This is a genomic window from Pseudonocardia sp., from assembly GCF_025465255.1.
GTDB lineage: Bacteria > Actinomycetota > Actinomycetes > Mycobacteriales > Pseudonocardiaceae > Pseudonocardia.
The window spans coordinates 21,385-42,531 of record NZ_JAODNI010000033.1 but is presented as its reverse complement, the minus strand read 5'-3'; the positions used below and the strand labels follow the sequence as shown (position 1 = coordinate 42,531).

General features: G+C 72.6%; 19 protein-coding genes and 1 pseudogene. 12 read left to right on the top strand and 8 right to left on the bottom strand.

Annotated features, from left to right (window positions below; translation table 11 throughout):
* Positions 1-10: 10 nt before the first annotated feature.
* From JWP64_RS03580 to JWP64_RS03570, 3 genes are read left to right on the top strand one after another with little or no spacing between them, the layout of a single operon-like run.
* On the top strand, positions 11-886 hold the full coding sequence (locus JWP64_RS03580) for a branched-chain amino acid ABC transporter permease (protein ID WP_297492206.1): 876 nt from the start codon (positions 11-13) through the stop codon (positions 884-886).
* Entirely contained in the window at positions 886-2,046 is a 1,161-nt protein-coding gene (locus tag JWP64_RS03575; protein ID WP_297492203.1) for a branched-chain amino acid ABC transporter permease, read from the top strand. The genes JWP64_RS03580 and JWP64_RS03575 overlap by 1 nt, the downstream gene beginning before the upstream one ends.
* Complete coding sequence (locus JWP64_RS03570; RefSeq protein ID WP_297492201.1) at positions 2,046-3,398, top strand: ABC transporter substrate-binding protein; 1,353 nt, start codon at positions 2,046-2,048, stop codon at positions 3,396-3,398. The genes JWP64_RS03575 and JWP64_RS03570 overlap by 1 nt, the downstream gene beginning before the upstream one ends.
* 87 nt (positions 3,399-3,485) lie before the next feature.
* Here the strand turns inward: JWP64_RS03570 and JWP64_RS03565 are convergent, their stop codons facing one another.
* Together JWP64_RS03565 and JWP64_RS03560 are read right to left on the bottom strand one after the other, a co-directional pair.
* Positions 3,486-3,644, bottom strand: coding sequence for a hypothetical protein (locus tag JWP64_RS03565; protein ID WP_297492198.1), 159 nt, complete (start codon positions 3,642-3,644; stop codon positions 3,486-3,488).
* Between the two features lie 104 nt (positions 3,645-3,748).
* Positions 3,749-4,426: a GntR family transcriptional regulator gene (locus JWP64_RS03560; RefSeq protein ID WP_297492243.1), complete on the bottom strand. Its 678-nt coding sequence runs from the start codon at positions 4,424-4,426 to the stop codon at positions 3,749-3,751.
* Positions 4,427-4,732: 306 nt separating this feature from the next.
* Here JWP64_RS03560 and JWP64_RS03555 point away from each other — a divergent pair, with 306 nt between their 5' ends.
* From JWP64_RS03555 to JWP64_RS03540, 4 genes are all read left to right on the top strand, one after another.
* Positions 4,733-5,713 (top strand): substrate-binding domain-containing protein, encoded by a 981-nt coding sequence (locus JWP64_RS03555; RefSeq protein WP_297492196.1) that lies wholly within the window; start codon positions 4,733-4,735, stop codon positions 5,711-5,713.
* 67 nt (positions 5,714-5,780) lie between these two features.
* Positions 5,781-6,860 carry an ABC transporter permease gene (locus tag JWP64_RS03550; RefSeq protein ID WP_297492194.1) on the top strand — a complete coding sequence of 360 codons (1,080 nt, stop codon included), beginning with the start codon at positions 5,781-5,783 and terminating at the stop codon, positions 6,858-6,860.
* Positions 6,861-6,863: 3 nt separating this feature from the next.
* A complete protein-coding gene (locus tag JWP64_RS03545) occupies positions 6,864-7,679 on the top strand; it encodes an ATP-binding cassette domain-containing protein (protein ID WP_297492192.1) in 816 nt (271 codons plus the stop codon).
* 16 nt (positions 7,680-7,695) lie between these two features.
* Positions 7,696-8,745, top strand: a complete 1,050-nt coding sequence (locus JWP64_RS03540) for a Gfo/Idh/MocA family oxidoreductase (protein ID WP_297492190.1) — start codon at positions 7,696-7,698, stop codon at positions 8,743-8,745.
* A 16-nt stretch (positions 8,746-8,761) separates the two neighbouring features.
* Here the strand turns inward: JWP64_RS03540 and JWP64_RS03535 are convergent, their stop codons facing one another.
* Positions 8,762-9,814, bottom strand: a complete 1,053-nt coding sequence (locus tag JWP64_RS03535; RefSeq protein WP_297492187.1) for a LacI family DNA-binding transcriptional regulator — start codon at positions 9,812-9,814, stop codon at positions 8,762-8,764.
* Positions 9,815-9,916: 102 nt separating this feature from the next.
* Between JWP64_RS03535 and JWP64_RS03530 the strand changes: the two genes are divergently transcribed.
* From JWP64_RS03530 to JWP64_RS03520, 3 genes are read left to right on the top strand one after another with little or no spacing between them, the layout of a single operon-like run.
* Complete coding sequence (locus JWP64_RS03530) at positions 9,917-11,119, top strand: phytanoyl-CoA dioxygenase family protein (RefSeq protein ID WP_297492184.1); 1,203 nt, start codon at positions 9,917-9,919, stop codon at positions 11,117-11,119.
* Positions 11,116-11,874: an SDR family oxidoreductase gene (locus tag JWP64_RS03525; RefSeq protein WP_297492182.1), complete on the top strand. Its 759-nt coding sequence runs from the start codon at positions 11,116-11,118 to the stop codon at positions 11,872-11,874. Before JWP64_RS03530 ends, JWP64_RS03525 begins: the two co-directional genes overlap by 4 nt.
* Before the next feature lie 13 nt (positions 11,875-11,887).
* Positions 11,888-12,760 carry a TIM barrel protein gene (locus tag JWP64_RS03520; RefSeq protein ID WP_297492179.1) on the top strand — a complete coding sequence of 291 codons (873 nt, stop codon included), beginning with the start codon at positions 11,888-11,890 and terminating at the stop codon, positions 12,758-12,760.
* A gap of 68 nt (positions 12,761-12,828) precedes the next feature.
* On the opposite strand, the gene JWP64_RS03515 is transcribed toward JWP64_RS03520, so the two are convergent.
* The 5 genes from JWP64_RS03515 to JWP64_RS03495 all read right to left on the bottom strand — a co-directional run bounded on the left by JWP64_RS03515 (position 12,829) and on the right by JWP64_RS03495 (position 17,548).
* On the bottom strand, positions 12,829-13,629 hold the full coding sequence (locus tag JWP64_RS03515; protein ID WP_297492177.1) for a pentapeptide repeat-containing protein: 801 nt from the start codon (positions 13,627-13,629) through the stop codon (positions 12,829-12,831).
* Positions 13,630-13,691: 62 nt separating this feature from the next.
* Complete coding sequence (locus JWP64_RS03510) at positions 13,692-14,885, bottom strand: MFS transporter (protein ID WP_297492175.1); 1,194 nt, start codon at positions 14,883-14,885, stop codon at positions 13,692-13,694.
* An 84-nt stretch (positions 14,886-14,969) separates the two neighbouring features.
* On the bottom strand, positions 14,970-15,200 hold the full coding sequence (locus tag JWP64_RS03505; protein WP_297492173.1) for a hypothetical protein: 231 nt from the start codon (positions 15,198-15,200) through the stop codon (positions 14,970-14,972).
* A 98-nt stretch (positions 15,201-15,298) separates the two neighbouring features.
* Positions 15,299-16,042: an IclR family transcriptional regulator C-terminal domain-containing protein gene (locus JWP64_RS03500; RefSeq protein ID WP_297492170.1), complete on the bottom strand. Its 744-nt coding sequence runs from the start codon at positions 16,040-16,042 to the stop codon at positions 15,299-15,301.
* A 72-nt stretch (positions 16,043-16,114) separates the two neighbouring features.
* A complete protein-coding gene (locus JWP64_RS03495) occupies positions 16,115-17,548 on the bottom strand; it encodes an APC family permease (RefSeq protein ID WP_297492168.1) in 1,434 nt (477 codons plus the stop codon).
* A gap of 512 nt (positions 17,549-18,060) precedes the next feature.
* On the opposite strand from JWP64_RS03495, the pseudogene JWP64_RS03490 reads away from it, so the two are divergent.
* A pseudogene (locus JWP64_RS03490) lies at positions 18,061-19,182 on the top strand (APC family permease); the annotation flags it as partial.
* Between the two features lie 11 nt (positions 19,183-19,193).
* Positions 19,194-21,146, top strand: a complete 1,953-nt coding sequence (locus JWP64_RS03485; RefSeq protein ID WP_297492166.1) for a primary-amine oxidase — start codon at positions 19,194-19,196, stop codon at positions 21,144-21,146.
* Position 21,147: the final 1 nt, after the last annotated feature.

The following is a 21,147-nucleotide window of genomic DNA, read 5'->3' as shown; positions in this document are numbered from 1 at the left end:
AAGGAGCCTCATGCAGCAGTTCGTCAACACCACGCTGACCGGCATCGGGCAGGGGGCGATCTACGCCGCCTTCGCGCTTGCCCTGGTGCTGATCTGGCGGTCGACCCGGGTGGTCAACTTCGCCCAGGGCGCGATGGCGATGTTCACCACCTACCTCGCGCTGGCCGTCATCGAGCGGGGCGCGCCGTACTGGGTGGCACTGCTCGTCGCGCTCGCAGGCGGGCTGGTCCTGGGCGCCGGCGTCGAGCGCCTGGTCGTCCGCCGCGTCGCGGGGAACGAGATGGCGGCGGTCATCGTCACCCTCGGCCTGTTCGTCGCGTTCCAGGCGGTCGCGTCGATCCTGTTCGGCGCCACGTTCAAGTCCTTCCCCGCGCCCGTCGGCCTGCAGGGCTTCACGATCGGCTCGACGACCGTCGCGTTCACCCCGTTCACGGTGTTCATCCTGGTCTCGGTGGGCGTGGTGCTGGCCGGGCTGGTGGCGCTGTTCCGGTTCACGAACGTGGGCCTGCGGATGCGGGCGACGGCGTTCAGCCCGGAGGTCTCGCGGCTGCTCGGCGTGCCGGTCGGCCGGATGCTGACCCTCGGCTGGGCGCTGGCCGCGCTGGTCGGCTCGCTCGCCGGGCTGCTGATCGCAGGCGGGAGCCTCGTCTACCCGGCCTACATGGACACCGTGATCGTCTACGGATTCGTCGCCGCGGTGCTGGGCGGGCTGGACTCCCCCGGCGGCGCCGTGGTCGGCGGGCTCGCGATCGGGCTCGGGCTCAGCTACGTGACCGGGTACCTCGGCAGCGAGCTGGTGCCGCTGGCCGCCCTCGCCGCGCTGGTCGCGGTGCTGCTGGTGCGGCCGCAGGGGCTCTTCGCCCGGGCCGCGGCGAGGCGGGTGTGATGGCCGCCCCGGCGAACTCCCCCACCCGCTCCGATGCCGCCGAGACCGTCGAGGACGCCACCGGGCCGGGCCGCTTCGGGCGGCTGCGTCGGTGGCTGCCGAAGTCCGTCCTCGGCCGGCACGCACTGCTCGCCCTCGTCGGGCTCGTCGTGCTCGTGCTGGTGCTCGAGGCGACGCCGCCGTTCGCGAACTCCCAGTTCGCGACGATGTCCTACTACGCGATCGCGGCCGCCGGGCTGACCGTACTGACCGGGCTCAACGGACAGATCTCGCTGGGCCACGGCGCCCTGATGGCCGTCGGTGCCTACACGACCGGGCTGCTGCTGACGCCGGACGGGCTCCCGCTCGTCGTCGTGATGGTGATCGCGGCCGTGGTCACGGCGCTGGTCGGCGTCGTCGTCGGGGCCGCTGCGTCCCGGCTGCACGGGCCCTACCTCGCCGGGGCCACGCTCGCGTTCGCCATCGCCGTGCCCGGCCTCGCGATCTACTTCCACGACTTCCTCGGCGGCGAGCAGGGCATGCAGATCACCGCGCCACGGCCGCCGGCCTGGTTCTCCGACGCGGTGTACTTCCTGTCCGCCAACGAGACCTCCGGGGTCAAGTTCCTCGCCTACGTCGGCTGGGTGACCGCGCTGCTGGTCCTGCTGCTGCTCGCCAACCTGTGCTCGAGCCGGGTCGGGCGGGTGTGGCGGGCGGTGCGGGACGACGAGGTCGCCGCCGAGCTCGCCGGGATCAAGCTCGGCCGGGTGCGCGTGCTGGCGTTCACCGTGAGCGCCGCGTGCGCCGGGCTGGCCGGGGCGGTGCTGGGCGTCGTCGTGCGGCTCGCGGCGCCCAGCGGCTTCACCATCGTGCTGTCGATCGGGCTGCTCACCGCGGTCGTCGTCGGCGGGCTCGGCAGCCTGACCGGCGCGCTCCTCGGCAGCGCGCTGCTGGTGTTCCTGCCGCCCGCGATCACCGACGTAGGCACCTCGATCGGCCTGGACGACGTCCAGGCGGCCCAGCTGGCCCCGCTCGTCTACGGCGCGGTGCTCGTGCTGGTGATGCTCCTCGCGCCGTCCGGCGCGGTGGGCATCGCGAAGAGGCTGGTCCCCGGGTTCGGCAGGGGAAGGGGCCTTCGGGGCAGGTCCTCGAGGGATCACCACTCGACGAGGAGGTCGTGATGGGCAAGATCTGGCCCAGGAGAATCAGGCGGCGTCAGGCGCTGGGCGCGCTGGTCGCGAGCGCGGCGCTGGTGCTGGCCGGCTGCGGCGCCGGCGGGCGGCCCGCGGAGGGCACGAGCGGTGGCAGCGGGGGCGGTACCACCACCGGGCTGACCGCGGACACGGTGAAGGTCGGCGCGCACTTCCCGTTGACCGGCGTCGCCGCCCCGGGCTACAGCGAGATCCCCACCGGCACGAAGGCCTACTTCGACTGGGTCAACGCCAAGGGCGGCGTGAACGGCCGGAAGATCGAGTACGTCGTCCGGGACGACGCCTACAACCCCACCCAGACCAGCCAGGTCGTCAACCAGCTCGTACTCCAGGACCAGGTGTTCGCGGTGATGGGCGGCCTCGGCACGCCCACGCACAGCGCCGTCCTGGACTTCCTCAACGGCGAGGGAGTGCCGGACCTGCTCGTCTCGTCCGGCTCGCGGCTGTGGGACCAGCCGGAGAAGTACCCGCAGACCTTCGGCTTCCAGCCGGACTACGAGATCGAGGCGAAGATCCTCGCCCAGTACGTGGCGCAGAACTTCCCGCAGGCCAAGGTGGGCCTGTTCCTGCAGGGCGACGACGTCGGCGTCGACGCGGAGGCGGGCGCCCGGCGCTACCTGGAGAAGCAGATCGTCGCGGTGCAGCGCTACACCCCGGGCAACACCGACATCGCCCCGCAGGTCTCCGCGTTGCAGGCCGCGGGCGCGGACCTCGTGATCGGCTTCAACGTGCCGTCCTACACCGCGCTGTCCCAGCTGCAGGGGCTGCGGCTGAACTACAAGCCGCAGTGGGTGTACAGCAACATCGGCTCGGACGCGAGCCTCGTCGGCTCGCTGCTGGCGCGCTTCTCCCAGGGTTCCGTGACGGACGCCGGTCTCCTCGACGGTGCCATCACCGACAGCTACTTCGCCACCGTCGACATGCCGGACGACCCCTGGACCAAGCAGTTCGATGCGATCTGGAAGGCGAACGGGATCGGCGGGGAGCTCACCAACTACCGGATCTTCGGCATGACGCAGGCCTACACGTTCGTGCAGGCGCTGCAGGCCGCCGGGCCGAACCCGACGCGCGAGGGACTCGTCGCGGCCGTCGAGAAGACGGGCACGTCGCTGCAGGGTCCATGGGCGGCGCCCTACCGCTTCTCCGCCGACCGGCACGCGGGCCTGTCCGGGGTCCGGGTCACGAAGATCGTCGGCACCGGGCAGCAGCCGCTCACCGGGGTCATGGTGACGGACAACGGGGACGTCCCGGTGACGCCGTACACCGCTCCGGAGGCGATCCCGCCCGCGGACGGGATCCCGCAGCAGCCCGCCGCCGGCTGAGCCCTCGCCCCGTGAAGCAGGAAAGCCCCTCTCCCGCCGGGTCCTGGCGGGGAAGGGGCTTTCCTGCTGTACGGGCGGGGTGGCGGATCAGGCGGCCTCGCTGGTCAGGATGCGCAGGGCCGCATCCGGGTACTCCTCCGTGAGGTGGTCCACCAGGTCGCCCCGGCCCTCGGCGACCGCGGCGTTCACCGCTTCCACGTACTCGTCGTGCAGCGCCACGAGGCGCATCCGTACCTGCTCGCCCATCTCCGTGCCCCTCTCTTCGCTCTCGTGGACTTGAACGATTCCGAGAATCGGAACGTGTGCGGTTCCGACGCAGGTCACAAGGTGTTCCGGGCCACCCGGCCGGGTCAGCTGGTGAGGTTCAGCTCGAAGGAGTAGCGGCTGGCCCGGTAGAGGTGCGAGCCGTACTCCACCGCCTTGCCGCCGGCATCCCAGGCGGTGCGGGTCATGGTCAGCAGCGGTGCGCCCCGGGACTCCCCCAGGATCTTGCCCTCGGCGGACGTCGCGTTCTTCGCCCCGACGATCTGGTTCGCCATCCGCGGGATGTGCCCGGCGGAGCGCAGCAGGTCGTAGAGCCCGGAGCGCTCGAGGTCCTCACGGCGCAGCGGGAGGACGTCCAGCGGGACCGCGTTGTGCATGATCGCCAGCGGTTCGTCGCCCGCGTAGCGCAGCCGCTCGATCCAGGTGACCTCCGTGCCGAACGCGATGCCCAGTGCCTCCGCGACGACGTCCGTGGCGGGCCGGATCTCGATCTCGCGGATCTCGGTGCGCGGTTCCTGCCCGCTCTTGAGCAGGTCGTCGTAGAGGCTGGTCAGCTCGACCGGGCGGCGCACCTTGGGGTGCACGACCTGCGTGCCGACCCCGCGCTTGCGGATGAGCATGCCTCGTTCGACCAGGTAGGAGATGGCGCGGCGCATGGTCGGGCGGGAGACGCCGAGCCGGTCCGCGAGCTCGACCTCGTTCTCAAGGCGGCTTCCGACGGGCATACTGCCGTCCTCGATCTGCTGCTGGAGGCGGGTCGCCACCTGGTAGTAGAGGGGGACCGGACTGGTCCGATCGAGCGACACATCCGGCACCAACCCTCCGGAGGACAAGCGGTCCACGGCGTTACCCCCTCTGTATGTCCTTACAAATTATGTAAGGACAAACCATTGACGTACAGCTCATACGAGCGTACACCTGACGCGGTGTTCCGAGTCACAACCGACGGTCACGTCACAAGCCTGTCGGAGCACGCACGTCACACCGGTCCGCGTCATCCGGCGCGGGCCACCCGTCGGGGGACGGACCGTCGCGACGACGCGACGCAGACCCGAAAGGGAAGGACAACGATGTTCCGACACGGGAAGAGGTCGATCGGCCTCCTCGCCGCGGTGGCGTGCGCGGCACTCGTCGCGGCCGGCTGCAGCAGCCAGGGCGGCGCGCAGAGCCAGGCCGGCGGCACCGCCCAGGGCCAGCGGTACACCATCGCGATGGTCACCCACGAGCAGCCGGGCGACTCGTTCTGGGACAAGATCCGCGCCGGCGCCCAGCAGGCCGCGACCGACCTGAACGTGGACCTGAAGTACTCGAACAACAACGCCGCCGGCGACCAGGCCACCCTGGTCCAGAACGCCATCGACTCGAAGGTGGCCGGCATCGCCGTCACCCTCGCCTATGCCGACCAGGTCGGTCCGGCCGCCCAGAAGGCGGTCGCGGCGGGCATCCCGACGGTCGCGTTCAACTCCGGGATCAACGAGTACCAGAAGTACAAGATCCCGATGTACTTCGGCTCCGACGAGGACCTCGCCGGGCAGTCCGCGGGCACCAAGATGACCCAGGCCGGCGGCGGCAAGGCGCTCTGCGTCGTTCAGGAGCAGGGCTCGGTCGCGCTGGAGGCGCGCTGCGCCGGCGTCAAGAAGACCTTTCCGGCCACCGAGAACCTGCAGGTCAACGGCGCGGACCTGCCGTCGGTCCAGCAGACCATCGGCGCGAAGCTGCAGCAGGACCCGTCGATCACCTACGTGGTGACCCTCGGTGCGCCGATCGCGCTCGCCGCGCTGCAGTCCAAGACCGACTCCGGTAGCCAGGCCAAGGTCGTCACCTTCGACCTCAACGCGGACGTCGCGAAGGACATCCAGAACGGGTCGATCCAGTTCTCGATCGACCAGCAGCCCTACGTCCAGGGCTACATGGCCGTCCAGTCGCTGTGGCTGAACCTGACCAACGGCAACGACCTGGGCGGCGGCAAGCCGGTCCTGACCGGCCCGTCCTTCGTCGACAACACCAACATCACCAAGATCGCGGAATACGCCGCGAAGAACACCCGCTGAGCCCGCTCCACCCCGGGGTCGCCGCGCGGTGACCCCGGGGTGGGCCCCGATCCAGGAGTGCAGAGCGATGAGCTCACCCGTCGCGACCCCGCCGTCCCCCCCGTCCCCCCCGTCCACGTCCGCCAAGGGCGCCGAGCCCGTGCGCGTGCAGCGCTCGCTCGTCGCCCGCGTCCTCGCCCGCCCGGAGATCGGCGCGCTCGCCGCGGCGATCGCGATCTTCGTGTTCTTCTTCGCGGTCGCCCCGCCCTTCCGCACCGCCGAGGCCCTCTCCACGGTCCTCTACGCCTCCTCGACGATCGGCATCGTCGCCGTCGGGGTGGCCCTGCTCATGATCGGCGGAGAGTTCGACCTGTCCTCCGGCGTCGCCGTCACCACCTCCGCGCTGGCCTCGGCGATGATCAGCTACCAGTTCTCGCTCAACGTGTGGGTGGGCGTGCTGGTCAGCCTCCTCATCTCCCTCGCCATCGGGTTCGTCAACGGCTACCTGCTCGTACGCACCAAGCTGCCGTCGTTCCTGATCACCCTGTCCACGTTCTTCGTGCTGCAGGGCCTCAACCTCGGCGTCACCAAGCTGGTCACCGGCACCGTCGCCACCACCAACGTCAGCGACCTCGACGGCTTCGCCTCGGCCAAGGCGATCTTCGCCGCGGACATCCCGCTCGGCTTCATGAACATCAAGATGTCCGTCCTGTGGTGGCTGCTGTTCGTGCTGTTCGCGACCTGGCTGCTGCTGCGCACCCGCACCGGCAACTGGATCTTCGCCTCCGGCGGCAACCAGGACAGCGCTCGCGCGGTCGGCGTGCCCGTGGCCAAGGTGAAGATCGGGCTGTTCATGGGCGTCGGGCTGATGGCCTGGTTCCTCGGCCAGCACCTGCTGTTCAACTTCTCCACCGTGCAGGCCGGCCTCGGCGTCGGCAACGAGTTCATCTACATCATCGCCGCGGTCGTCGGCGGCGCGCTGCTCACCGGCGGCTACGGCTCCGCCATCGGCTCCGCGCTCGGCGCGTTCATCTTCGGCATGACCACCCAGGGCATCGTCTACGCCGGCTGGGACCCCAACTGGTTCAAGACCTTCCTCGGCGCGATGCTGCTGCTGGCGGTCCTGGTGAACCTCTACGTCAAGAACTACGCCTCGACGAGGAAGTGACCCATGACCGACACGATCGCCGACCATGCCGCACCCGACCTGCAGGTCGGATCCCCGCTCGTCGAGATGGAGAACGTCGGCAAGTCCTACGGCGCCATCAGCGCGCTCGAGGGCATCAACCTGACCGTCAACGCCGGCGAGGTGACCTGCGTCCTCGGGGACAACGGCGCCGGCAAGTCGACCCTCATCAAAATCATCTCCGGGCTGCACTCGCACACCGAGGGCACCCTGAAGGTCGACGGGGCGGACTGCCGTTTCGGCTCCCCCCGCGAGTCGCTCGACCACGGCATCGCGACGGTCTACCAGGACCTCGCCGTCGTCGCGCTGATGGAGGTCTGGCGCAACTTCTTCCTCGGCTCCGAGATCCGCAAGGGCAACTACCCGCTCGCCCCCCTGGACATCAAGGGCATGCGCGAGATCGCCGACGCCGAGCTCAAGAAGATGGGCATCCACGTCAAGGACATCAACCAGCCCATCGGGACGCTCTCCGGCGGGCAGCGCCAGTGCGTCGCGATCGCCCGCGCCGTCTACTTCGGCGCCCGCGTGCTGATCCTCGACGAGCCGACCGCCGCGCTGGGCGTCAAGCAGTCCGGCGTCGTCCTGAAGTACACCGCCGCCGCGCGCGACGCGGGCCTGGGCGTCGTCTTCATCACCCACAACCCGCACCACGCCTACATGGTCGGGGACCACTTCATCATCCTGAAGCTGGGCCGCCGGGTGCTGGACAAGAAGCGCAGCGAGGTGTCGCTGGAGGAACTGACCACCGAGATGGCCGGCGGCCAGGAGCTCGCCGAGCTCTCCCACGAGCTCAAGCGCTGAGGAAGGCACGACACGGGTGAGCAGCACGAGGAGGACCATCGGCATCGGCCTGGCCGGACTCGGCCGGATGGGCCGGATCCATGCCGACGACCTGGCCGGGCGGTGCGCCACAGGCCGCCTGGCCTGCGTCCAGGACGCCGATCCGGCGGTGGCCCGGGAGGCCGGGGAGAGGTACGGCGTGCCGTGGGTGAGCTCCTTCGCGGAGCTGCTCGCGCACGACGACGTCGACGCCGTCGCGATCGCGACCCCCACGGGGACCCATGCCGAGCTCACGGTCCAGGCCGCGCGGGCCGGGGTCGACGTGTTCTGCGAGAAGCCGATCTCGCTGGACCGCGCCACGACCGTGGCCACGGTGGAGGAGGTGGAACGCAGCGGGATCGTGTTCCAGGTCGGGTTCCACCGCCGGTTCGACCCGGACTGGGTCGCCGTCGCCGAGCGCATCCACGCGGGCGAGCTCGGGGACGTCGCCCTGTTCCGCACGTCGCTGCGGGACATGGCATCTCCCCCGGCGGCGTTCCTGGCCGGCTCCGGCGGCTTCTTCCGGGACGTCACGGTGCACGACCTCGACGTGGCCCGCTGGATGGTCGGCGAGGTCGTCGAGGTGACGGCGCACGGCGCCGCGGTCTCGGACCCGGAGGCGTTCGCCGCGATCGGTGACGTGGACACCGCGGTCGTGGTGCTGCGGTTCGCGAACGGGGCGCTCGGGGTGATCGACAACAGCCGGGCGTCGGGCTACGGGTACGAGTGCTCGACGGAGATCATGGGCAGCCGGGCGACGGCCCGGATCGACGCGCCGCACCGGCGGAACTACGAGTGGCGCACGCCGGGCGCGGCGACGACGGACCTCGTCAAGGACTTCCAGGAGCGCTACCCCTGGGCCTACGCCGAGGAGCTCGACGCGTTCGCGCGGTGCGTGCGGGACCGGACCACGCCGCGGGTGTCCGGCGCGGACGCGCTCGCCGCGTTCGACCTGGCCGAGGCGGCCAACCTGTCCTGGCGGTCCGGCCGGTCCGTCGCCGTCCGGTACGCCGGGCGCGGCTACGAGCTCGCCGGGGCGACCGTGTGACGGCGCCTCTGCCCCGTCACGGGGTCCCTGCAGGTCGATGAGGTAGGGCGGGGCGATGACCGGGCGGGCCCGTCGTGCCGCGTACCGCCAGGTAGGGAGCGAGGATCTCCTCGCGGTGCCCGGCCCGGCCCCCGTCCAGGCGTTCCACGACGGCGTCGACGGCCCACTCGCCGAGCGCACGCGTGTCCTGCCCGACGGTGGTCAGGTTGACGTGGGCCATCCGGGAGAGCGGGTCGTCGTCGTAGCCCATCACCGAGATCGTCCCGGGGACGTCGACGCCCGCACGCTGCAGTGCGTCCAGCAGGCCGACGGCGCACCGGTCGTTGAAGGCGACCACCGCGGTGGGCAGGGTGTCCGCCGCGAGCAGGTCCCGGGTGGCGTCGATGCCGGTCGTCTCGGTGCCGTCCGCCCCCGGCAGCACCCGGATGCTCGCGCCGAGGCCGCGGGCGCGCATGGCGCCGAGGTAGCCCTCGCGGCGGTCCTGGGCGATCGTGCCCGTGCCCGCGTCCAGGTAGGCGATGTCGGTGTGGCCGAGTCCGTGCAGGTGGTCGACGGCGAGGGCCGTCCCGTCGGTGTCCGGCACCCGCACGACGTCGACGCCGTCGGCGTCCTCCCCCAGCCTCCGGCACAGCACGACGACGGGGACGGACGCGGCGAGCGCGGCGAGCCGGGGCACCGGGGCGTCCGGCCCGATCAGCAGGAGCCCCTCGCAGCGGGAGTCCAGCAGCGTCTCCACCGCGCGGTCCTCGCCGCGGCGCCGGGTGATCGTGCTCAGGACGAGGTCGTAGCCGCGGCCTTCGGCCCGGTCCAGGACCTGCTCGGCGACCTCGGCGTGGAACGGGCTGCGGACGTCGATCAGCAGGCCGATCAGCCGGCTGCGCCTGCTGGCCAGCAGGCTCGCCGCGCGGTCCGGCCGGTAGCCGAGCCGCCGGGCCGTCTCCAGCACCCGGCGCCGTGTCTCCGCGCTCGGTCCCGGGGCGTTGCGCAGGACCAGCGAGACCGACGCCGTCGACACCCCGGCCGCGGACGCGACGTCGTCCAGCCGGACCCGCCTGGCCGCACCCGTCATCCTCTCGGACCCCCTTGACACGATCTTCCCGGCCGCCTCACCATAGTGGAACTTAAAGCGCTTTAAGTCCAGCGGCACCGCCGTCTTCCCAGGAGGTCCACGATGACCGGCTCCGTCCAGCCGCCGGGTCTGCGGCCCGGCACCACCGCGTCCGACACCTCCTGGCCCGCCGCGGCCTGGCTCGATCCGGCGGACGCCCGGCTCGAGGACCTGTGCGCGGTCGTCGAGCAGGAGACCGATCCGGCCGAGTACCCACGCGCGGAGATCGTCCGCGGGGTTCCCGTGTACGCCGCCCGGGCCCTCGCCGTCGGGGACCGCCGGGACGTCCAGGCCGAGCTCGTGCACGCGCTGCTCGACGGGCCCGGGATCGTCGTGCTGGCCGGCGCCTTCGAGCCCGCCGTCGTCGACCGGGTGTCCGAGGCGTTCCGCGGGCTGATCGAGGCCCAGCGCGCCTCGGGCGCCGTCGCCGGCGACCACTTCGCGGCCGCGGGCAGCAACGACCGGGTCTGGAACGCGCTGGAGAAGCTGGCCGTCGCGGACCCGGACGCCTTCGCGGCGTACTACGCGAACGACGCGCTCGCGCTCGTCTGCGACGCGTGGCTCGGCCCGGACCACCAGGTGACGTCCCAGGTCAACGTCGTCAACCCCGGCGGCGCGGCACAGAGCCCGCACCGGGACTACCACCTCGGCTTCCGGACCACGGCCGGTGCCGCGCGCTACGCCGCGCACATCCACCGGCTCACCCCGGCGCTGACGCTGCAGGGCGCGGTCGCGCACGTCGACATGCCGCTGGAGAGCGGCCCGACGCTGTACCTGCCGCACTCGCAGAAGTACCCGCACGGCTACCTGGTGGCGGACCGCGAGGAGTTCCGCGAGTACTTCCAGGCCCACCACGTCCAGCTCCCGCTCGCGAAGGGCGACGCGGTGTTCTTCAACCCGGCCCTCCTGCACGGCGCCGGAACGAACCGCACCGCCGACGTCCGCCGGATGGCCAACCTGCTCCAGGTGTCGTCGGCGTTCGGGCGCGCGATGGAGACCGTGGACCGGGCGCGGGTCAGCACGGCCGTCCTGCCCGCGCTGCGCCGTCTCCGGGACGCGGGCGCGTCGGAGCGCGAGCTGGCGAACGTGGTGGCGGCCGCGGCCGAGGGCTATGCATTCCCCACCGACCTCGACCGGGACCCGCCCGTCGACGGCCTGGCCCCGCCCTCGCAGGCGGACCTGCTCCGCGCAGCGGTGGGCGAGGGCTGGGACGACGCCCGGTTCGCCGCGACGCTGGCCGAGCACACCGCGCGGCGGCACGGATGATGCTCGCGGGAAAGATCGTCCTGGTCAGCGGGGGGACGTCCGGGGTCGGCGCGTCGGCGGCCCGGGCGGCGGCCCGCGAGGGCGCGTCCGTGGTGGTCACGGGACGCCGCCGGGAACAGGGCGAGAAGGTGGCGGCCGAGTTCGGTGGCCGGTACGTGCCGTGCGACGTCGCGGACGTTCCGCAGGTCCGGGCCGCGGTGGACGCGGTGGTCGCCGAGTTCGGCCGGGTCGACGGGCTGGTCAACGCGGCCGGCCTGACGTCCCGGGGCACGCTGCTGAACACCACGCCGGAGCTGTTCGACGCGCACATGGCCGTGAACCTGCGGGGGCCGTTCTTCCTGATGCAGGCCGTCGTCGCGGACATGGTGCGGCGCGGCGAGCCGGGCGCGATCGTCAACGTCATCTCAGAGGCCCGCCGGGGCGGCGCGCCCGTCCTCGCGCCGTACGTCGCCGCGAAGGCCGGGCTCGCCGGGCTGACCAGGAACGCCGCCTACGCGCACCGCGGCGACCGGATCCGGATCAACGGCCTGGACATCGGCTGGACGGACACCGCCGGCGAGGACGCCACCCAGCGCGAGTTCCACGGCGCGGGCGACGACTGGCGCGAGCAGGCCGCCGAGAAGCTCCCGCTGGGACGGCTCGCCGACCCCGACGAGATCGCCGACATGATCGTTTTCCTGCTGTCCGCCCGCAGCGGCGTGGTCACCGGGTCCGTTCTGGACTGGGACCAGGCCGTCGTGGGTGCCCATGACTGAGAGGTGTCAGACCATGACCACTGCGCGGATCGCCGGCGCCCCCATCTCCTGGGGTGTCTGCGAGGTACCGGGCTGGGGCCACCAGCTCACCCCGGAGCGTGTGCTCCGCGAGATGACCGAGGTCGGGCTCGTCGCCACCGAGTTCGGGCCGGACGGCTTCCTGCCGCCGGACCCGTCGGACATGGCGGCGGTGCTCGAGCGGCAGGGTCTCGAGGCGGTGGGCGGCTTCACCCCGCTCCTGTTGCACGTGCCGTCGCACGACCCGGTGCCGGCCGTCGAGCGGCTGCTGGCGAGCTACAAGGCGTCGGACGCGGACACGCTCGTACTCTCCGCGATCAGCGGCGCGGACGGCTACGACTCCCGCCCCGACCTCGACGAGACCGGGTGGGCGACACTGCTCGCCAACCTGGACCGGCTCACCGAGGTCGCGGCCGCGCACGACGTGGTCGCGGTGCTGCACCCGCACGTCGGCACGATGGTCGAGAACGGCGACGAGGTGCAACGGGTCCTCGAGGGCTCGTCGGTCTCGCTGTGCCTGGACACGGGGCACCTGCTGATCGGCGGCACGGACCCCGCGGAGCTGACCCGGCAGGCGCCGGAGCGTATCGCGCACACCCACTTCAAGGACGTCGACCTGGGGCTGGCGCGGCAGGTCCAGGACGGGCGGCGCAGCTACACCGAGGCCGTCCGGGAGGGCATGTACCGGCCGCTCGGCACGGGCGACGTGGACTTCCCCGCGATCGTCGGGCACCTGCGCGCGCAGGGCTACGAGGGCTGGTACGTCCTGGAGCAGGACACCATCCTCACCGAGGAGCCGACGGGCGAGGGCCCGATCGCGGACGTGCACACGAGCGTGGAGAACCTCCGGTCCGTCCTCCGCTGCTGACGCCGCCCGTGTGCGGAAACGGTTGCGGGGCGACGTCTTCCGCGCACGAGCGCCGGAGGCGCCCGTGGTCACCGCCAGTGCGTGGGCCGGCTCAACGCGGCGGGTAGCCGCGTGGCGGCGTCGCCGCGGGCGGCGTTGACCTGGAACCGGGTGAGGAAGAGGCAGTCCGTGAGGTCCGCGCCGCGCAGGTCGGCACCGCGCAGGTCCGCGCCGATGAGCTCCGCGCGGCGCAGGTCCGCGCCCCGGAGGTCGGCGCCGATCAGGTAGGCCCCGCGCAGGTTCGCGCCGCGCAGGTCCGCCTTGCGCAGCTTCTTGCCGATCATGTCCGCGCCCCGCCGGATCTGCGTCCGGCCCGGGACCGCCGCGCGCACCAGCTCGCCGGTCTGCAGGAGCAGCTCGTTCACCTTCCTGCGGTGATCCGGGACGTCGACCTGCGCCAGCGTCGCGGCGTCCCGCGCGCAGAGGTCCTCGGTCTCGGCGAGCCGCACGCCGAGGTCCGCGTGCAGCGCCGCCGCCTCGTCCCGCGCGAGCGCCTCGGTCAGGTACCAGCGCAGCTCGTGGAGCTGGCGCATGGTCGAGAAGGCCGCGAACATGTCCGGCGCGATCGCGGGAGTCGCGCGCCAGTCGTCCCCGCCGAACGTCACCTGGGTGACCTGCTGCCCCGCGCCGAAGCAGTCGAACACGGTGCAGCCGGTGAACCCGCTGCTCCGCAGGTCCGCGTGGATGCCGCACCGGAAGTCCTGCTGCAGGTTCCCGCAGGCCTGCCCGGCGGGCTTGTCGACGGCGAAGTCCGACGACCGCGCGAACGCCGGGGCCACGCAGCACAGCCCCGCGCAGCGGCAGCAGTCCGCGCGCAGTTCCTGGGTCACACACTCTCCTGGCAGGACGAAGGGCCCGGATGGACGCGCTGCACCCTACGCCCTGGTGACGATCACGATCCTCGATGCTCCACGCCGGTGCCGGCCGCCAGCAGGGCCGCGACCACCGCCACCGCCGCCAGCAGCAGGAACAGCGCCGGATACCCGCCCAACGCGCCGGCCAGCACGGCCCCGGCCCAGGGCGCGACCGCCGTCGCGACCATCGCGGGCGCGGACAGGATCCCGCCGAGCCGCCCGTAGTGCTCCGTGCCCCAGCGATCGCTCACCGCCGTGGCCTGCAGCAACGTGAAGACCCCCCGGGCGGCGCCGGTCAGCATCGCCACGGCGACGAGCAGGCCGACCGGCCCGGGCAGCAGCCCGAGCCCCGCGGTCGTCAGCGCCATGACACCGAGCACGAGGACCGCCCGGGGCCGGGGCGCGATCGCCGCCAGCCGGCCGTAGCCGAGCCGCCCGAGGACCTGCCCGATCCCGCCGAGCCCGAGTGCCCACGCGGCCGCAGTCGTCGAGAGCCCCCGGTCGATCAGGAGCGGCACCTGGTTCACCACCACCGCGAACGCGGTGAACGCCCCCAGCCCGACTGCCACGACGAGCAGCACGAACGGCCGGCTGCGGACGATCGAGTCGGGGGTGCCCGTCGCGGGCGACGGTTCCGCCGCCGGCCACGGGCCCCGCAGGCCGAGCAGGTGCGCCGGGATCGTGATCACCCCGAGCACCACGGCCAGCACGAGGTAGGTGTCCCGCCAGCCGAGATGCCCGAGCAGGGTCGCGGTGAGCGGCGCGAAGACGGTGCTGGACAGACCCGCGAGCAGCGTGAGGGTGGTGAGGGCGGTGACCCGGCGGCTCCCCCACCAGCGGGTCAGCGCCGCGAAGGCCGGCGGGTAGAGCGTCCCCGCCATCGCCACGCCCGCGAGTACCCACGCGGCGAAGAACAGCGGCAGCGAACCGGCGAGCGCGATACCCGCGACGGCGGGGACGGCGAGCGCGGAGCAGGTGGCCATCAGGACCCGCGGACCGCGACGGTCGAGCAGTCGTCCGGCCGGGATCCCGAGCAGCGCGGACACGACGAGCCCGAGCGAGAACGCGGCGGTGGTCTCGCCGACGGACCAACCGGTGTCCGCCGCGATCGACGGCGCGAGCACCGGGAAGGCGTAGTAGAGGACGCCCCAGCTGGTCACCTCGGTGACGCAGAGGACGGCGAGCACCCGGCGCAACCCGGCAGGGCTCAGTTCCGGGGCCGCGATGCTCATCGCCGACAGCGTGCCTTGCGAGCGAACACCGCGCCGGACCGGGGTCGGCGGACCTGCCCGGACGGCGGCCGCCGGTGGTCGGCGTCAGGCGCCCGGGCCGCGCCGCTCGAACGTCGAGGACAGCCGTGAGCGCGTGGTGCTCAGCAGCAGCGCCAGCTCCCCGGTGATCCGCTCGGCGTCCGCGGAGAAGCGCCGCTCCCGTTCGCATTCGGGCAGCTCACGGTAGGTGTCCACCAGAACCTCGAGCGCGTCGAGCAGATCGGCGATCGCGGCGGAGCGCGCGCTCGCGGTCGCCGTCAGGACGTCGGGGGCCATGCCTTCCATGGATACGGCACCCGATCGCATCGGCCATCACCTCGGCGCTACGAAGTGATGACGGGGCGCACAGGATCCCGTAACCCAACCGCCACACATCAGCCCAGCAGGGGTGAGAGCCGCTCGGCGTGCTCCCGCAGCAGCTCGACGAGCTCCGGGTTCGGCTCGGCGACCCGATGCGCCGGACCGGACAGGGCCAGCCCCGCGACCAGCCGGCCGTCCGGCGCCCGCACCGGGACCGCGAGGCAGCCGCGGTCCGCGCGCAGCTCGCCGCACTGCCGGGCGATCCCCTCGCGCGCGACGGCGTCCAGCGCGATCGCGAGCTCCGTGGTCCCGGACACGGTGTGTTCGGTGAACACGCGCAGCTCCCGCACCAGCGCCCGCCAGTCCGCCTGTTCGGCCAGCAGCAACCGCCCGAGCGCGGAGACCTGCGGGTACCGGGCGAGCAGTGCGGCGTCGCTCGGCGGATGGTCCGGGTCCGGGTCGACCAGCACGACCTGGCCGGAGCCGAACGACGCCAGGTGCACGCCCCACCGGACCAGCCCCCGCAGATGATCGACGACGGCGCGGGCGGCGGTGGGCGGCGTCGTCACGACGGGGACGGCGAGCCGGGCGGCGCGGCGGCCCAGCGCGAACCCCTTCAGGTCCGGCAGCCGGACCAGGTACTCCTCCCCGACCAGCAGGTTCAGCAGCCGGTAGGTCGTGGCCTGCGGGAGCTTGAGCGCCGCGGAGATCTCCTTCGCCGTCACCCCGGGGCCGGTCGCGACGACCTCCTCCAGCACGGCGAGCGCGCTGCGCACGGCCCGCGGCTGCCGGCCCGACAGGGGAACGGGAGCGGTCACGACGCCGCCTCCGCGGGAGGAAGCACGTCGGCGGTCACGACGCCGCCTCCGCGGGAGGAAGCACGTCGGCGGTCACGCCGCCGCCTGCCCGAGGACGTCCTCGGCGACCGTCTCGTCGTACACCCCGATGGCCGCGATCCGGTCCGGACGCCACAGCCGCAGCCAGCCGAACCACACCCCGCCCACCGCGACCACCGCGGCCAGCACGACCACCGCCGGCCGCGACCCCGCGACGAACACCACGAGGACGATCAGCAGGATCGGCACGATGACGGCCGTCGCGGCCACCGCGGGCCACGTCAGCTCGCCGATGCGGTGCAGGAACACCGGCGCGGCCAGGCACACCAGCAGGTAGGCGACGAGGAACCCACAGGTCGCGAGCGTCAGCAGGGCGACGAGTGTGACGCCGATCGGCACGCCGGACACCACCGGCACCGCGAGCATCGCGACGACCACGGGCAGCGCGACGGCCAGCGCCACGTGCGGCGTGTGGAAGCGCGGGTGGGTGCGGCCGAGGGCCTGCGGGGCGACGCCGTCCCGGGAGAGCGAGAAGAGCACCCGGACCAGGGCCGTCGCCGTCGCGAGGGCGCAGGCGAAGAACGACATGATCAGGCCGGCGTCGAGCAGCGCGGGGATCCAGGACCAGCCGCGGGCCGTCGCCAGGGTCAGCACGGGTTCGGCCTGGCCGGCGAGCCCGCCGGGCGTCGTCGCGAACCCGACGACCTGCGTCTGCGCGGCGAACAGGTACAGCACGCCGCTGACCGCGGCCGTCAGCCCGACCGCGCGGGGGACGCTTCGGAACGGCCGGCGCGCCTCGGCACCGAGCGCCGTCGCGACCTCGAACCCGATGAACGCGGCGAGCGCCGGCAGGACACCGGCCGCCACGCCACCGATCCCGGCCGCCGGCACGGGTGCGACCGCTCCCGGCGCCGGGCCGCTGAGCAGCAGCAGCGCGAACACGACCACCATCACCGTGATCGACACGCTCTCGACCAGCAGCACCACCCGGGCGGACAGCCGGACCCCGCGCAGCGCCAGCGCCCCGACCAGCAGGCCGACCACCACGACCGCGACCGTGACCACGACCCGGCCGCCCGGGAGTCCGGACCGGGCCAGCAGCGCGTCGAGGTAGGCGCCGACCCCGGCGAGCGCGGCGGCGGCGAGCAGCCCGTAGCCGACCAGGAGGGCGATCCCGCAGGCGAACGCGGCGCCGGGGGCGAGGCCCTTGGCCGTCAGGCTGTAGAGGCCGCCGGGAGCGGCCATGCGGCGGGTGAACCGGCTGATGCAGCCGGCGATGAGCAGTGCCAGGACGGTCGCGATCGCGAAGGACCACACGGTCCCGCCGCCCGCGGAGGCGGCGACGATCGCCGGGGTCGCGGCCATCGCGGCGGACGGCGCAGCCCCGGAGACCGACTGCGCGACGACCTCCAGCGGCCCCAGCCGGCGGCGCGCCAGCCCGTGCACGGGCGAGCGGTCCCGCAACCGCAGAGACCTGCCGCCGCGCATGAGGCCTCCTCTCTCACCGGGTCCGGTGAGCGTAGATCGGCGACGTCACCCACGGAAAGCGCCGCGATGACCAGCGACGACGGGTCGAACGAGAATTCCCGCCGGCCGATTCCCGGGCCGTGGGAACGCGCCTCCGGGCGATTCGCGGACCGGAGAACGTGCTTTGACTCACCCCCCGGATCCGGCGACGGTCCTCCCACATCCCCTGACATCCGGAGCTGATATGAGCACGGACCGTTCGCACACCCTCTCCGGTCGGCTCGGCGTCGGATCGATCGTCTTCATGGTCGTCGCCGCCGCGGCGCCGCTGACCGTCATCGCCGGGACCGTCCCCCTCGGCCTCGCCGCCGGCAACGGCGCCGCCTTCCCGACGACGTTCGCGCTCTGCTGCGGGATCCTGCTGCTGTTCGCGGTCGGGTTCTGCGCGATGAGCCGCCACGTCCCGGAGGCCGGCGTTCTACGCCTACGTCCAGCGCGGGCTCGGCCACGCGCCCGGCCTCGGCTCCGCGTTCCTCGCCCTGGTCACCTACACCGCCGTGCAGCTTGCCGTGTACGGCTGCATCGGGGCCGTGATCGACGGCCTGGTCCAGCACCACGGCGGGCCGGCCGTGCCGTGGTTCGTGTGGTCGGTGCTGGTGCTCGCGATCGTCGGGTCGCTCGGCTACCGGCACATCGAACTCAGTGGCAAGGTGCTCGGCGTCCTGCTCGTGGCCGAGGTCGCGATCGTCCTGGTGTTCGACGCGGTGGTGGTCGGGCGGGGTGAGCATCTCTCGACCGCGTTCCTGCAGCCGCCGCAGGTGGTCTCCGGCTCGCTCGGGATCGCGATCATGTTCGCGATCGCGTCGTTCATCGGGTTCGAGGCCACCGCCGTCTTCCGGGACGAGGCGAGGGACCCGGGGCACACGATCCCCCGCGCCACCTACCTGGCGCTGATCCTGGTCGGCGTCTTCTACACGCTCTCCAGCTGGTCCGTCGTGTCCGCCTGGGGAGACCCGGCCGCCGTCGAGGCGGCCGGCGCGGACCCCGGGAACATGATCCTGACGACGATCGCGAACACCCTCGGCCCGGTCGGCGGCGATGTCGCCCAGATCCTGCTGGTGACCAGCCTGTTCGCGGCGATCCTGTCCTTCCACAACGTCCTGGCCCGGTACTTCTTCGCGCTCGGCAACTCGCGGGCGCTCCCCGCCGCCTGCGGGCGCAGCCACCCGAGGCACGCGTCACCGCACGTCGCCTCGCTGACCCGGTCCGTGTCCGCGCTCGTGTTCGTGGTGGTCTTCGCGATCGCCGGGATGGACCCGGTCGCCCAGGTCTTCGCCTGGATGGCCGGCACCGCGACCCTCGGGGTGCTCGCCCTGATGGCCCTGACCTGCGTCGCCGTGCTGGTGTTCTTCCGCCGGACCGAGGTCGATACCCGGCCGTGGCACACGGTCGTCGCCCCGCTGCTCGGGCTCGTCGGCCTGCTCGTGTGCCTCTGGTTGACCGTCTCGAACTTTCCCACCCTGATCGGCGGTTCGCCGGGGCTGGCCGCCGGGATCGGCGCGGTGCTGGTGCTCGCGTTCGTCCTGGGCGCAGTCTGGTCGCGGCGCCGAACTCCTGATCCCGTCACCCCCGCCCCGGCCGTCGAAGCGGCCTGAGAGGACACGACATGACGACCCTGGAGACCCGCACCCACGCCCTGGAGATGACGAGTGAGGCGGAGGTGAGCGCCGTCCGCGAGGTGCTCGTGGACGCCGGGCTGCTCACCGAGCACGTCCGCTACGCCTTCTTCGCGCCCGAGGAGCCCGCCAAGGCCGACGTCCTGGCCGGGACTCCGGTGGACCGCCGCTTCCGCGCCGTCCTGCTGGACCTCGCTTCCGGACGCTCGTGGGACACCGTCGTCTCCGCGACCTCCCGGACCGTCGTCAGCAGCCGGGAGCTCGACCCCCCGCGCGACGGCCAGCCGCCGATCATCGACACCGAGTTCGAGCTGATCGAGGACATCCTCAACGCCTCGCCGAACTGGCTCGCCGCGCTGGGGAAGCGCGGCATCGAGCCCGCCTCGGTTCGTGCCGTCCCCCTGTCCGCGGGCGTCTACGACTACCCGGGCGAGGTCGGCAGGCGGATCGTCCGCGCGTTCGGCTTCCGGCAGGACCACGAGAAGGACCACCCGTGGGCGCACCCGATCGACGGGCTCGTCGCCTACGTCGACCTGACCGCGCGCTCGGTCGACCGCGTGATCGACTCCGGCGTGGTGCCCGTGCCGTCGACCGCCGGGAACTTCGACGACCCCGAGGTCCAGGGCCCGCCGCTCGACCTGAAGCCGATCGAGATCACCCAGCCCGAGGGCCGCTCGTTCACGGTCGAGGACGGCCGGGTGCGCTGGGGGAAATGGGACCTGCGGATCGGGTTCAACGAGCGCGAGGGCCTGACCTTGCACCAGGTCGGCTTCGACGGCCGGCCGATCGTCTACCGCGCGTCGGTCGCGGAGATGGTGGTGCCCTACGCCGACCCCGCGCCGGTGCGGTTCTGGCAGAACTACTTCGACTGCGGCGAGTACATGTTCGCCCGCTACGCGGACTCCCTGCAGCTGGGCTGCGACTGCCTCGGCGACATCCACTACACGGACGCGGTGATCGCGGACGACCTCGGCAACCCGAGGACGATCCAGAACGCGATCTGCATGCACGAGGAGGACTACGGCGTCCTCTGGAAGCACTCGGACATGTTCACCGGCTCGCGCGAGGTCCGCCGTCAGCGTCGCCTGGTGATCTCGTTCTTCACCCCGATCGGCAACTACGACTACGGCTTCTACTGGTACCTCTACCTCGACGGCACCATCCAGCTCGAGGTCAAGGCCACCGGCATCGTGTTCACCGCGGCCTACCCGGAGGGCGGCAACGAGTACGCGACGGAGGTCGCGCCCGGTCTCGGCGCCCCGTACCACCAGCACCTGTTCTCGGCCCGGCTGGACATGACCGTCGACGGTACGCGCAACGCCGTCGACGAGGTGGAGGCCGAGCGGGTCCCGATGGGCGAGGGCAACCCGTACGGCAACGCGTTCCGGCAGAGGCGGACGCGGCTGACCCGGGAGTCCGACGCGCAGCGGGCCTCGGCGCAGGGGTCGGTGCGCACCTGGCACATCGTGAACCCGGACAAGCGCAACGCGCTCGGCCAGAACGTCGGCTACGCCCTGCACCCTGAGGGGAAGGCGACCCTGCTGGCGGACGACGCGTCGTCGATCCACGCCCGGGCGACGTTCGCGACCAACGCTCTCTGGGTCACGCGGTACGACCCGGCCGAGCGCTATCCCGCCGGGGACTTCGTGAACCAGAACGCGGGCGGGGCGGGGCTGCCGGCGTGGGTGCGGGCGGACCGCCCGGTCGACGGCGAGGACATCGTCGTCTGGCACACCTTCGGGACCACGCACTTCCCGCGCCCGGAGGACTGGCCGGTCATGCCCGTCGACTACACGGGCTTCACCCTCAAGCCGGTGGGCTTCTTCGACCGCAACCCGGCCCTCGACGTGCCCCCGGCGGCGTCCGGCGGGCACTGCCGCGCGGGGAAGGACGACGGCGTGGTGCACGGTCCCGGCCAGGACCGCTCCGGCCACGGCGGCTGAG